General features: G+C 45.1%; 12 protein-coding genes. All 12 read right to left on the bottom strand.

Annotated features, from left to right (window positions below; all coding sequences use genetic code 11):
* Position 1: 1 nt before the first annotated feature.
* The 12 genes from fliF to FE785_RS07380 all read right to left on the bottom strand — a co-directional run bounded on the left by fliF (position 2) and on the right by FE785_RS07380 (position 12,514).
* Complete coding sequence (gene fliF / locus FE785_RS07325) at positions 2-1,693, bottom strand: flagellar basal-body MS-ring/collar protein FliF (RefSeq protein ID WP_138565129.1); 1,692 nt, start codon at positions 1,691-1,693, stop codon at positions 2-4.
* 57 nt (positions 1,694-1,750) lie between these two features.
* Entirely contained in the window at positions 1,751-2,089 is a 339-nt protein-coding gene (gene fliE / locus FE785_RS07330) for a flagellar hook-basal body complex protein FliE (protein WP_138565130.1), read from the bottom strand.
* A 208-nt stretch (positions 2,090-2,297) separates the two neighbouring features.
* Positions 2,298-3,674, bottom strand: a complete 1,377-nt coding sequence (locus tag FE785_RS07335) for a sigma-54-dependent transcriptional regulator (protein ID WP_138565131.1) — start codon at positions 3,672-3,674, stop codon at positions 2,298-2,300.
* A gap of 68 nt (positions 3,675-3,742) precedes the next feature.
* Entirely contained in the window at positions 3,743-4,891 is a 1,149-nt protein-coding gene (locus FE785_RS07340; protein ID WP_238696236.1) for a sensor histidine kinase, read from the bottom strand.
* Between the two features lie 8 nt (positions 4,892-4,899).
* A complete protein-coding gene (locus FE785_RS07345) occupies positions 4,900-6,006 on the bottom strand; it encodes a sigma-54 interaction domain-containing protein (RefSeq protein WP_138565132.1) in 1,107 nt (368 codons plus the stop codon).
* A 78-nt stretch (positions 6,007-6,084) separates the two neighbouring features.
* On the bottom strand, positions 6,085-6,375 hold the full coding sequence (locus FE785_RS07350; protein ID WP_138565133.1) for a hypothetical protein: 291 nt from the start codon (positions 6,373-6,375) through the stop codon (positions 6,085-6,087).
* Position 6,376: 1 nt separating this feature from the next.
* Positions 6,377-6,811 carry a flagellar export chaperone FliS gene (fliS, locus tag FE785_RS07355; RefSeq protein WP_138565134.1) on the bottom strand — a complete coding sequence of 145 codons (435 nt, stop codon included), beginning with the start codon at positions 6,809-6,811 and terminating at the stop codon, positions 6,377-6,379.
* 24 nt (positions 6,812-6,835) lie between these two features.
* Positions 6,836-9,175, bottom strand: coding sequence for a flagellar filament capping protein FliD (fliD, locus tag FE785_RS07360; protein WP_138565135.1), 2,340 nt, complete (start codon positions 9,173-9,175; stop codon positions 6,836-6,838).
* Positions 9,176-9,390: 215 nt separating this feature from the next.
* Complete coding sequence (locus tag FE785_RS07365; RefSeq protein WP_138565136.1) at positions 9,391-9,840, bottom strand: flagellar protein FlaG; 450 nt, start codon at positions 9,838-9,840, stop codon at positions 9,391-9,393.
* Between the two features lie 35 nt (positions 9,841-9,875).
* The gene (locus FE785_RS07370) at positions 9,876-10,295 is read right to left on the bottom strand and encodes a flagellar protein FlaG (RefSeq protein ID WP_138565137.1); all 420 of its coding nucleotides are present in this window, start codon (positions 10,293-10,295) and stop codon (positions 9,876-9,878) included.
* Positions 10,296-10,330: 35 nt separating this feature from the next.
* Positions 10,331-11,260: a flagellin N-terminal helical domain-containing protein gene (locus FE785_RS07375; protein ID WP_138565138.1), complete on the bottom strand. Its 930-nt coding sequence runs from the start codon at positions 11,258-11,260 to the stop codon at positions 10,331-10,333.
* 324 nt (positions 11,261-11,584) lie between these two features.
* On the bottom strand, positions 11,585-12,514 hold the full coding sequence (locus tag FE785_RS07380; protein WP_138565139.1) for a flagellin N-terminal helical domain-containing protein: 930 nt from the start codon (positions 12,512-12,514) through the stop codon (positions 11,585-11,587).
* Between the last annotated feature and the right edge of the window lie 70 nt (positions 12,515-12,584).

Genomic DNA, 12,584 nt, shown 5'->3' on the forward strand with positions numbered 1-12,584 from the left:
ATTACTCTCCTGCTAACCACTGCTTGATAACGTGTGCCGCGACACGTGGATCTTCAGCAACAATACTGCGAACTTTTTCGAGCAACTGATGCTCCGCTTCGGATTCCGCTTCGGACTCTTGAGCGGTTTGCTCAACTTCTTCATTCATCTGTTCAAGCGCTTTAGAAATTTCATCCACATTTTCCAGCTCTTCCTCTTCATCCGGTACATCTTCAGGATATTCCAGATAAGCTTCCTGCTTGCTGTTCAAGTCTCTGAGCATCGGACGAATCACACCGAAGATAACCAGCAGTACCGCTAGACCGGCCAATACTTGCTTGACCAAATCCCAGAACCAGGCTTCCTGCCAGATTGGCATCGCAGGCATTTCTTCTTCCGGCGCCTTGACAAATGAGGCATTGACCACACTCAAGGTATCACCACGTGTTTCATCCAAACCGACGGTATCACTTACCAGCTGTCGGTAACGCAATAGCTCTTCATCACTAATCTGTTCACGGACAATATCACCATTATCGGCAAGACTGGTCTTGTCATCCAAAACCACCGCGACCGATAAACGGTGAATATTGCCTACCGCGTTTTTAATATGGCTAACCGTACGATCCAACTCGTAGTTTTTTGTTTTCTTTTCACTCGAGCTTTTCAGGTTTGGATCGCCGCCTGGGGTATAACCTTGCTCCGGTGCCAGACCGGCACGTGGCGGCTGGTTGGTAAGAGCTCCCGGCACCCCGGTCGGTCCATCATTACGATTGATCTCTTTGATTTCCTGCTCCGAACGTACCGCTTCCGGATCCGGCTCATAATTCTCACGCGTCTGTTCTTGCTGGGTGAAATCAAGCTCAGCCGTTACCTGGGCTCTGACCTTGTCCTCACCGCCGACAATTGGCGCCAATAAACGAATAATACGGTTTGAAAGGGTTTCTTCGACCTGACGGGTATAGTCGAGCTGCTTCATGCTCATATTAATCATGCCGCCCGAAGTATGGTCACCGGTAAGCAGATTACCGTGCTGATCGACAACGGTAACCCCTTTGGTTTCCATATTTGGAATACTCGAAGCAACCAAATAGACAATCGCACTGACCTGCTCTTCGTTCAGACTGCGTCCAGGGTAAAGCTTAACCACAACCGAAGCGGAAGGTTTTTGCTCTTTACGGACAAACACCGAACGTTTTGGCAAACCGAGCATGACTCTTGCGGATTTGACCGCATTGATACTGGCGACCGACTTGGATAACTCGCCTTCCAAGGCACGGTGATAACGGGTCGTCTCTTTGAATTGGGAAATACCGAAGCCTTGTTCGACATCAAGAATCTGATAACCGGTTGGCGCCTGTTTCGGATAACCTGCCGCGGCTAATTTAAGGCGTAACGGATGAACCAAATCGGTCGGCACCAAAATACCGCCGCTAGACTGCTCAAGCTTGTATTCAACGCCTTCTTGCTCAAGGGTCTGGACAATCTCGTTCATGTCCTTGGCGTCGACACTACCGAACAAAAGGGTATAGGAAGTGCTTTGTGACCACATCAACAGACCGACAATCAACGAGATCGAGGCGGCAATACCGATAACGAGCGTAATCTGCTTCGCAACCGAGAGGGAAATAAGATTATTAAGGAAAGCGGAACCTATGCCGGTAGGCGGTGCGGCATTAAGAGTATTGTCTGCGGAGGCTTGTGGTTCTGCCATGTTAAAGTCTTCTTATCTTTAAAATTAATTCAAAATCAACACTAAGACCGTTTCAGCTTACAAAGGCATGTGAATAATGTCTTTATAGGCCTCTACAAGCTTATTACGAACCTGCGTCATTGCTTGGAACGATAAGCTGGCCTTCTGTGCTTGAAGCATTACTTCAGAAAGATCGGCTTCTGGATCACCACTTTCGAATGCTTTTTTCATTGCACCAGATTTTTGCTGTTCTGCATTTACGGCATTTACCGACTGGACCAGCAGGTCGGCAAAGTTATCCGCTTTTTGCAATCCGGAGTCGGCAGATTCTGTCACCTTTTCGACAGGCTGAGATTGCGCCTGCGCTGCCAGTGAACGCATCTGTAACATTAAACTTTGAGTATCAATTTGGCTCATAAGTTAATTAAACTCCAAATAAAGCATTTTACCTTGGTATTAGTGGCGAAAAACCTGCCTGATAATACGCTGTGTCGTTAATTCTAAAGAGTATGCAACCATTATCACATAGTTATGCTTGGCATTTCAGCAATTGATATGCCATTTTTGCGTCATTTTTTCAACAGTTCGCTAAACTCTTTAGTAAAACGGCCGATAACAGCAGGTTTTAAGGAACTTCTACCCCCTGCTCTTTCAGTTTAGCAATCTTATAGCGCAAAGTTCTCGGACTGATATTTAATGCTTCAGCCGTTTTTTGACGATGACCGTCATTCTGACGCAAGGTTTCTAATATCAAGTGCGTTTCTCTGGCTTTTAAATCCAGTGGCAACTCTTCATCACTTATCGAAAACTCTTTAGCCTCGCCAGCTTCATCGCCCTGCCCGCTCATCACGCTGCTTTGCTTCTGCGTTAGAGGCTCGACAAAACCGTCATCTAATAAAATATTCTGTTCCTGGATGGTATCACCGCTCATCAGCAATAAAGCTCGTTGGATCACATTATCCAATTCGCGGATATTGCCCGGCCAACGGTATTCAATTAAACGCTTCATTGCCTGAGCCGATATCATCGGTTGCACACGATTACTGCCGCAATGGCGCTCAATCAATCGTTCCGCAATCGCGGCAATATCTCTTGGTCTTTCACGTAACGGCGATAGGCGCATCGGAAAAACATTCAGACGATAAAACAGATCCTCACGGAATTTATTCTCGCTAATCGCCTGTTTCATATCGATATTTGAAGCACTTAACACTCGCACATCCAAATTAACCGCTTTGGTGCTACCAAGTCGCTCCACTTCCTTTTCCTGTAAAACACGCAAAATTTTTGCCTGCAGGTCGATCTGCATTTCGCCGATCTCGTCCAAGAAAATCGTACCCCCCTGTGCCTGTTCAAACTTACCGGGCATGGATTTCATCGCACCGGTAAAGGCACCTTTTTCATAACCGAACAAAGTAGCTTCAAGCATGGTCTCAGGTATGGCTGCACAGTTAATCGCAACAAACGGCTGCTTAGCTCTTGCCGACTGCAAATGAATATAACGTGCCAGCACTTCTTTACCGGTTCCACTTTCCCCACCAATCATCACACTGGCGTCACTTTCAGCGACCTTTTTCGCCATGGTTTTCAACTGCTGGGTCGCCGGATCAGCGGCAATAAAATCATCTTCTTGAGATGCGTCGCGATTAAAATACGCCTTGGCCTTTTCTACCAAGACATTGGCTTCAAAGGGTTTGACGATATAATCCACCGCGCCGGCTTTCATCGCATCGACGGCCTGCTCGATAGTACCGTAGGCAGTCATCAAGACAATCGGCAAATAAGGCTTAGCGGCACGAATTTTTGTCATTAGAGTATAGCCGTCCATGCCGTCCATGCGAATATCGCTAAACACCATGCCGATATCATCTTTTAACGCCTTAAGGGCATCTTCTGCATTGCTGACACTAATGACCTCGAAACCATGAATGCTCAAAGTATCGACCAACGCTTCCTGCAATACAGCGTCATCTTCGACAACTAAAATTTTTGCAATGCTCATCAGAGACCTCTTTTAACAATTTTATTTGTTATGTAATCCAGTAAACGTAACTTGATTCGATTTCATTATTATTGCTCACCCATCAACGGCAAGCGTAAACCAAACTGGGAACCAAAACCCACAATTGATTTAACCCAAACTTCACCACCATGTGCCTCGGCGATCGCTCGAACCACGGCCAAACCTAAACCTGTCCCCTTTGCTCGGCTGGTATAAAAAGGCTCAAAAATCTTTTCCAGACGCTCCGTTTCAATCCCCGGCCCCTTATCGTGAATCACGATATCTACGCGCTTGTTGGGCAGCTTATTGACCGTCACCTCGACTTGCGCTTTGCTGCCAACGATATCGATCGCGTTATTGACCAAGTTTTGCAAAGCGGTAATCAAAGCGTCTTTGTCGCCCATAACCGTTAACCCCGGTACAAACGCATTAAATCGAATCTGGCTGTCGGACATTTTGATACGCGGTTCAACCCCATGCTGCAACTCGCTGACCAATGTTTGCAACTCGATCGCCTTATCGCTGCCCTTGCCGCCTTTGGCGTACTGCAACATATCTTTGACCAAGGATTCCAAATGATTCAGGCTTCTTAAGGCCTTGTCGGCGAATTTCTTCCGGCTGACGTCATCCAGCTGGGATGAGTCCATTTGCGACACATAAAGCAGTGCTGACGCTAAGGGGGTACGAATTTGATGCGCCAGTGATGCCGCCATCTCCCCCATAGAATGCAAACGCTGATGACGATTGACATGTTCTTGGAGGCGGCGAGCCGATGTCACATCATGAATAAGAAGGATACGATTTTTCGTTTGATCGACCGGTGTTTCGGAAAGCTGGTAAATAGAGTCATCATGAGCGATCAACTCACCGGCATCATTGCGGCTTAAAAAGACATTGCGCATAACCACTTCCCAATCACGGTGTAAAGCGTCATCGCCGAGTATCTTTTTGGCACTCGGATTCATCTCTATGACTTCGGATTGATTGTTTAATACTATGACACCGGCAGGAAGCAGTTCCAGCAAACGGCTCAGGTGATCGGCAACCTGCTTTTTTTCCTGGTCGCTCTGTTCCAGCTGAGTTTGTAATTGCTCGACCTGATGTTGCAATGACTCATAAGAATGGGTCAACTGCATGGAGGTCTGATTAAACAGTTCAAAAGCTGCTTCTAGCTCATCTAATCGTGCTTGCTGCTCTGTACCGGTTAACTCTGCCACTACAACCCCTAACTCAACTCATACTTGCGTATTTTTTCCACCAAGGTGGTGCGATTGGTCTGCAACAGTTTCGCCGCTTGGGAAACATTGCCTTCGGTTTGATTAAGCGCTTTCTGAATCAGTTGGATTTCCATTTCTACCAGATAAGACTTTAAATCCAAACCGTCTTCCAGATTCGGGGCGCCCATTGAAAGACTGCTATCGATTGCCGCAGGCTCGGCTTGAACCGTTTGCGAGGCTGTTTCATCGTTGTTTACTGGCGATTGGTCATTAGCGCTTTGCGCCGATGGGACGGCAATTTCTGCTGAGACTTTTTCTGCCACCAGCAAACTGGCATTTTCATCCAGCTCAACCTGATACTTTACCGGCAGGTCATCATAATCAACCTTCAACCCGGGAAACAGAATGGATAGGCGTTCACTTAAATTACCCAACTCGCGAACATTGCCGGGCCATTGATAATTTTGTAAAGCCAGCAACGCTTTTTCGGACAAGTCAGGAATCTTACGGCCACTGGCAGCGATACGTGAGAACATGAATTCAATCAACTCCGGAATATCTTCCGGACGCTCGCGTAGCGCCGGCATTTCGATAGGAAAAACATTCAAACGGTAAAACAGATCCTCGCGGAAATTACCGTCAGCAATATTGTCTTCCAGATTGCGATGGGTTGCCGCAATCACGCGCACATCACACTCAAAGCTTTTATTGCCACCGACACGTTCGTAAATACGTTCTTGGAGCACCCGTAATAATTTCACCTGCATCGGCAAAGGCATATCACCGATTTCATCGAGAAAAATCGAACCTTTTTCAGCCATTTCAAAGCGACCTTTACGAGCAGTGATAGCGCCGGTAAAGGCTCCTTTTTCATGACCAAAAAGCTCGCTTTCCAGCAATTCACCAGGGATCGCACCGCAGTTGATTGGAATAAACGCTTTATTAGAACGGGAAGAAGCATTGTGAAGCGCTTGGGCGACGACTTCTTTACCGGTTCCGGATTCACCTAGAATCAAAACCGTCGCATCGGTTTGCGCTACTTGTAGAATAAGTTTTTTGACTTGTTGCATCGCCGAGCCACTGCCGACGAGCGAAGCAAAGATATCTTCAGACATTGATCGCCATTTACATTAATTTGACACCTACGACCTTTATATACGGGTTTTACATAGATGTCAAAATTTTGGCAACATTTATTTCAAATAAGACTTAACCGAACTGAATTTCTGGGTTTCCTTTTCCAGCTCCGATAACAGTGACTGTTGGGCACGCTGAATATTTTCGCGAATCTTTTCATTATCCGACATCAGTTCAGCACCGATATCATCCAACTGTTCGCCAAATTCTTTTGAAGCGTTTTCCAACATCTCAAGCCAAACAGAATCGAGTTCATTGTAGCGTTGCCACTCATGGTCAAGTGATGCATTGAGCATATTTTTGGAATGAGTCAATAAATTCAGACGGGTTTGCTGCAAAGAAGACACACTAGCCACCTATGCGATCCAACTGTTCTTTTGAGGCACGCTTGATATTATCGGGCATCTGCTGCCAAGCATCACTAATACTTTTAATCAAATCAATGACTTCATCTACTTTAGCAATATCATTTTGAGCCGATGCCGCAAACAACGTACGGTAGCAATAATCGTAGATTTCCAATAGATTGCTACCGACATTACCACCCTTATCGACATCGACACCATCGCGTAAAGACCCTAGAATACTCAACGCCTTATTGATATGCGCAGACTTTTTCTCAAAATTTTTCTGCTCGAGAAACACCTTAGCCAGATTCATGTTTTTTAGAGCACCGTCATAAAGCATCTGAATCAACTTATGCGGAGATGCTTCTGAAACAGCCGTTTCCACAAATGTATTGGAATAGGCTTGTGCGAATTGTTTTTTTAGAGCCATATTCATCGTTAAATCCCTTGTCTTAACTTATTAATTATCGTTATTTCCAAATTGCGCCATTAACTGGTTTCGCGTTGCTTCTGCATTAGACATAATGCTTTGCAACATCGCGAACTGCATTCGATATTGCATCTCTAAACGCTCGAAACGAGCATCCAGTTTTTTATTCTTATCATCATATCTGTCCGCCTTATCGAGCAATCCATCCATACGCTGTGAGATCAAACCGAAATCCGGTTCAAACAGATCATCAATGGTTTCATTGATGCGACTGGCAAAACCTTGCGCAAAAGTAATTGTACCTCGCGCCCCAGTAACACCACCTAATACCTCGAAGCTCAAACCACGAACTTCAGCGGGTTGTCCCGCAATCCCGGCATAGTCAGATATATTAATCATACGCCCATCTTCAGGATCGGCATAAGCTCCTAGATTCAATGCTCCTGTTGCAGTGGTAATAGTACCATCTACACTCTGCCCGACATCAGTTAGATCTGCAGTGAAGCCGGCATTAGCAAACCCGACAAAATTCGTCATTTGTAGATTTGAGAAACCGCCGTAACGATCCGAATAAACACTGAATGCGCTGCCATCATGTGACACCGAAATGCTTCCACCAGCTGCTGCAATATCTGTATTTTTATTGACACCGCGCTCAATTGCTAACGCTAGCTCGTCCATAGTGTAGCTACCCGCCGCAATGCTAATATTGGTTAGGGGCGCATCATCGACAACCATATCAAAACTGGCTCCAGCCGATAAATCAACTACATTTACTCCAGTATAAGAGGCCGATGAAAATCCTTGATCTGATAAATTAGTGACATTATTCATGGTCACCGCACCCGTGGCACTGGTGATTTCAAAACGAGACTGAGCGCTGTTAAAACTCACCGTTACCGATTGGGCGGCGCCGGCAAGATTGGCATCGGCATTGATCTGATTCTGAATCTCTAACGCAACATCATCGTTGGTTGCATAAGTTCCGGCTGTCAAGGTAATCGGATTTGACGTAACGCCACCAAGATCAATATCAAAACTGGCGCCGGCACCAATAACCAAAGAAGCATTCAAATCCGTTACTTGGTCAGCCAACACCCCTGAAACAGATGTTGAAGCCCCGCCGACAACCGTAGCACGGTCAGCTAACTGGGTAATATCAATGGTGTAGTTTCCGGTTGAAGTACGTTCAGTACCACCCAACACATTAATCAATGGATCATCGCTGACACCACCTTTGGACATCAGGCTGGATAAGGCCTGCATATTATTATTGACCACATCCGAAAGTACCGACTCGTCAATATTCATCTTACCCTCTCGATCCAGAGTAATACCAATCAGTGCAAGTGAGCTGAAATTACTGTCCAATTCAGCAATAGCACCAGACATTGAGCCTTGAATTTGATCTCTTACTGCGCGCAACAAACTGCTGCCAGCTAAATCACCATAATACTGGTACTCTTCCGAGGCCAATTCTTCTTCAGTTAAATCCTTGGCATCATAACTGGCCAATTCATCCAAAATCTGATCAAGCTGATTATAAACATCAACAAAACTCTTGATGGTTTCGGTCACCGCTTCATTGTCCTGACCAACATTTACTGTCTGCTGAGAACCAGGAGTCGCAGAATGCAATGTAAACTCAACGCCGTCGATAACATCACTGAATGTATTTGAACTATTGGTAATGGTTAGACCATTTAACACCATCACCGCATCTTGAGCTGTTGCTGTCGTGGTCATATTTGCCATGGTAAAGTCTGTCGTACCGGAAAGATTTACCGCACCTTCGGCACCGGAAGTTTTCGAGGTAAACATTAATTGGTAGCTGCCGCCATTATTGATAATAGAGGCGGTCACACCATAATCGCCGCTGTTAATGGTTTTTTGCAAACCTTCCAGGGTGTTATTACTGGCATCAACAACGATAGAACCGACCGCTGCGCCACCTACCGAAATATCTAAGGTTCCGCTGGTAATCGTATCCGAAGGCGAAGTATAGGCCACATTGGACACCAAGGTATGAGACTGAGCCAACTGAACGGATTCCACCTGATAAGAGCCCACGGCTGCACTATCTGTAGCAGATACACTCAATACAGAATCATTTGATGAACTGGCTAGACGACTGGCGAATAGATCAGGAGAAGCCAAGTCTGTTACGTAGGTTTGAAACGCCTGAAGATTACCCTGCAAATACTTTAAAGCATCTAATTCAGTCGTTACCTTTTCAACATTACGCTGCAAAATGGCCTTTGGCCCCGCTACTTGAGCTTCTGCAATGACCTTTGCCATATTGGTAATATCGAATGAACTGTTCGTCAGACTGGTAACCAGTCTGGAACCGATATCACTAGTGGTACTCATAATCTTTTTCTCCTGATCGAGAGTGCAGCTCTTGATACGAATCTAAATAGTATTCAATACTAGCTCACACCGTGCCAAACTTTAATAAAAGTTTTTATTTTTTTATATTTGTCACCTTATAAATCGGCGAAGATAAGTAAAACTTTAGCGTGAAAATAAAAAAACCGCCCATAAGGGCGGCTAAAACACACAAGGGAAAACGTTAGACGCCCGTCTTACGCCATTTGATCCGTCAATAATCCAACCGGTGGCAGCGTGTCTCTTGATGATTGGTTTACCATTTCCAGATAATCTGTAATATTTTTGGAAATAGTCAGTAATTCTTGTGAGGGTACTTGTCTAAGCACCTCGTCAGTTTCGGTATTTTTGATAAAAAACACCATTTTCTCTGTATCTTCATCCTTTTCAAACAATAAATAACTTTGCAATGTCTGCAACTGCTCATTGAGTGAGCTCATAACATTATCGACATCAGAATCACTTAATGGTTGTGATGAATCATTAACAGTGGAAGTCGCATCAGGCTGACGCTCTAAAACTGCCTGATTAGCAGAATAGACCTGTTCAACTTGACGCGCCTTGTCCTTGGAATCATTGACCGAAGTACTCGATCTTTCAGATGGGTTTGCCGTGTTCACAGGTTGCAATGAATTTAACGCATCCATAATAACCCCTTATCAAACTTCACTATAGCTTGTTACTATATGATTTCATTTAATAAAGAACCTGTCAAACCTTCTTTACTAGAGACTCCACGTTCATTTGCCGAATCCAGATAGTTTTGGATATTTTTAATAATCCGTAACGAATCCTCACTCGGGAACTGCTTTATTACCTCGTCGGTATCTTTATCGATCAACTTTAAGACAGAAGAATTGGTATCCTGGTCTAAACTGAACTGAACACCACGCTCCTGCTGAGCAAAACGCTTATTGAGAGCCTCAATAACTTTTTCCGCTTGCTCTGCCGGAACTTTTTCTACCGCTTTTGCTGGAGAAGAATCCACCGACTTTTGTTGTGGCTGCCTCTCAAGTGCAACCGATGACTTCTGAGCTTGCGCTGCAGCATCCGTTGACTTGAGTTCGGCAGTAGATATTTTTGTAGAAAAATTCACATCCATATCTACTCCTCCCTTATCCAGTTATTGAATAAAGCTTATCTCAATAGAGAAAGTACATTCTGAGATGTAGCATTCGCTTGAGAAAGCATACTCATACCGGCTTGCTGTAGAACCTGTGTTCGAGCTAGCTCGGCACTTTCTTTCGCAAAGTCTGCATCTTGAATCTGAGAGCGCGCACCAGATAGGTTTTCACTCACGTTCTGAAGGTTGGATACCGTTGACTCCAAACGGTTTTGCAACGCACCCCAACCGGCACGCTCAGTACTTAGTACAGATAAAGCACCATCAATGTGCTGAACCGCTACCGAAGCACCAGCCGCTGTGGCGATAGTGTTTGCCGAGAATGCCGCACTGACAACTGAACCTGTGATATTGGTATAACGACCCAATACACCACCAGCACCCGCTGCTGTACCTGCACCCGAAGCACCGATACGGAATGATTGTAGAGAAACGGTTACCTTGTTCGCACTACCTGCATAGGCACCAACGTGTAGACCAACTGCTGAAGGTGAACCTGAAACCAGTGCACCAGAAGTCGATACTTTACCCATAATGTCAGTTCCGTTGAACTGAGTAGTGTGAGCGATACGGTTAATTTCTTCTTCTAACTGAGAGTACTCTTCATCCATCTGAGCACGGTTAGAAGCACCATAGGTACCGTTCAATGACTGGATAGCCAATTCACGCATACGCTGTAACGCATTCACAACCTCTTCAGAAGCACCATCAAGTGTCTGCAGAAGAGAAATACCGTCAGAAGCGTTACGAACCGCTTGGTCAGTACCCATAATCTGAGAAGTCATACTTGTTGTGATTGCAAGACCCGCCGCGTCATCCGCCGCTGAGTTGATGCGTAGACCACTTGTTAGACGCTCCATACTTGTATTCATCTCACGTCCTGTACCATCAAGAACACGAGTCGCGTTTAGAGCAGCTGTATTTGTGTTAATTACCATTGCCATGATAAATCTCCTTTTGTTTTTAATAGAATGCCAGGCTGATTGCCTTATATCTTGGGTATGGGCATTTTTTGCCTTCTATAATTCACCCGAGAAACATTGTTAACATTCCCTCAAAACTATGTAACGACCCATTTCTGAAAATCTTTAAGCTTTTTTTTATTTTTTTTAAACTTTTTTCTCAAGTCATAAAAAAATCAATCACTTAGAAACAAAAAAAGCCGCTAAAAAGCGGCTAAACACAAGGGAATCTGTTTTAAAGTCGCTTTAATCAGGACTCTAAGTCAATAAATTAGAGTCCTAATAAAACAACCTTGCTATGAAATATTATCTTAATAAAGACATTACATTTTGCGAGGTCTGGTTAGCTTGAGCCAACATACTCATACCGGCTTGCTGTAGAACCTGTGTTCGAGCTAGCTCGGCACTTTCTTTCGCAAAGTCTGCATCCAGGATCTGAGAGCGCGCACCAGATAGGTTTTCACTCACGTTCTGAAGGTTGGATACCGTTGATTCCAAACGGTTTTGCAACGCACCCCAACCCGCACGAGAAGTACTTAGTACAGATAAAGCACCATCAATGTGCTGAACCGCTACCGAAGCACCAGCCGCCGTGGCGATAGTGTTTGCCGAGAATGCCGCACTGACAACTGAACCTGTGATATTGGTATAACGACCCAATACACCACCAGCACCAGCTGCTGTACCTGCACCCGAAGCACCGATACGGAATGATTGTAGAGAAACGGTTACCTTGTTCGCACTACCTGCATAGGCACCAACGTGTAGACCAACCGCTGAAGGTGAACCTGAAACCAGCGCACCAGAAGCCGATACTTTACCCATAATGTCAGTTCCATTGAACTGAGTAGTATGAGCGATACGGTTAATTTCTTCTTCTAACTGAGAGTACTCTTCATCCATCTGAGCACGGTTAGAATCACCATAGGTACCGTTCAATGACTGGATAGCCAATTCACGCATACGCTGTAACGCATTCACAACCTCTTCTGAAGCTCCATCAAGAGTCTGAAGAAGCGAAATACCATCTGTCGCATTTCGAACCGCTTGGTCAGTACCCATAATCTGAGCAGTCATACTTGTTGTGATTGCAAGACCTGCCGCGTCATCCGCCGCAGAGTTGATGCGTAGACCACTTGTTAGTCGCTCCATACTTGTATTCAAGTCGCGTCCTGTACCATCAAGAACACGGGTCGCGTTTAGAGCTGCTACGTTTGTATTAATTACCATTGCCATGATAAATCTCCTTTTTTGCCCTTTGTATGTTTTACGCTTTTTTAAGGAAAGCGCGAAAACCTAAATCTTT

The sequence above is a fragment of the Thiomicrorhabdus sediminis genome, assembly GCF_005885815.1.
Taxonomy (GTDB): Bacteria; Pseudomonadota; Gammaproteobacteria; order Thiomicrospirales; family Thiomicrospiraceae; genus Thiomicrorhabdus; species Thiomicrorhabdus sediminis.

Excerpts from the sequence above, each read along its gene's own strand:
- fliF (WP_138565129.1), bottom strand. The coding sequence starts at position 1,693 with ATGGCAGAACCACAAGCCTCCGCAGACAATACTCTTAATGCCGCACCG.
- fliE (WP_138565130.1), bottom strand. The coding sequence starts at position 2,089 with ATGAGCCAAATTGATACTCAAAGTTTAATGTTACAGATGCGTTCACTG.
- FE785_RS07335 (WP_138565131.1), bottom strand. The coding sequence starts at position 3,674 with ATGAGCATTGCAAAAATTTTAGTTGTCGAAGATGACGCTGTATTGCAG.
- FE785_RS07345 (WP_138565132.1), bottom strand. The coding sequence starts at position 6,006 with ATGTCTGAAGATATCTTTGCTTCGCTCGTCGGCAGTGGCTCGGCGATG.
- fliS (WP_138565134.1), bottom strand. The coding sequence starts at position 6,811 with ATGAATATGGCTCTAAAAAAACAATTCGCACAAGCCTATTCCAATACA.
- fliD (WP_138565135.1), bottom strand. The coding sequence starts at position 9,175 with ATGAGTACCACTAGTGATATCGGTTCCAGACTGGTTACCAGTCTGACG.
- FE785_RS07365 (WP_138565136.1), bottom strand. The coding sequence starts at position 9,840 with ATGGATGCGTTAAATTCATTGCAACCTGTGAACACGGCAAACCCATCT.
- FE785_RS07370 (WP_138565137.1), bottom strand. The coding sequence starts at position 10,295 with ATGGATGTGAATTTTTCTACAAAAATATCTACTGCCGAACTCAAGTCA.
- FE785_RS07375 (WP_138565138.1), bottom strand. The coding sequence starts at position 11,260 with ATGGCAATGGTAATTAACACAAATACAGCTGCTCTAAACGCGACTCGT.
- FE785_RS07380 (WP_138565139.1), bottom strand. The coding sequence starts at position 12,514 with ATGGCAATGGTAATTAATACAAACGTAGCAGCTCTAAACGCGACCCGT.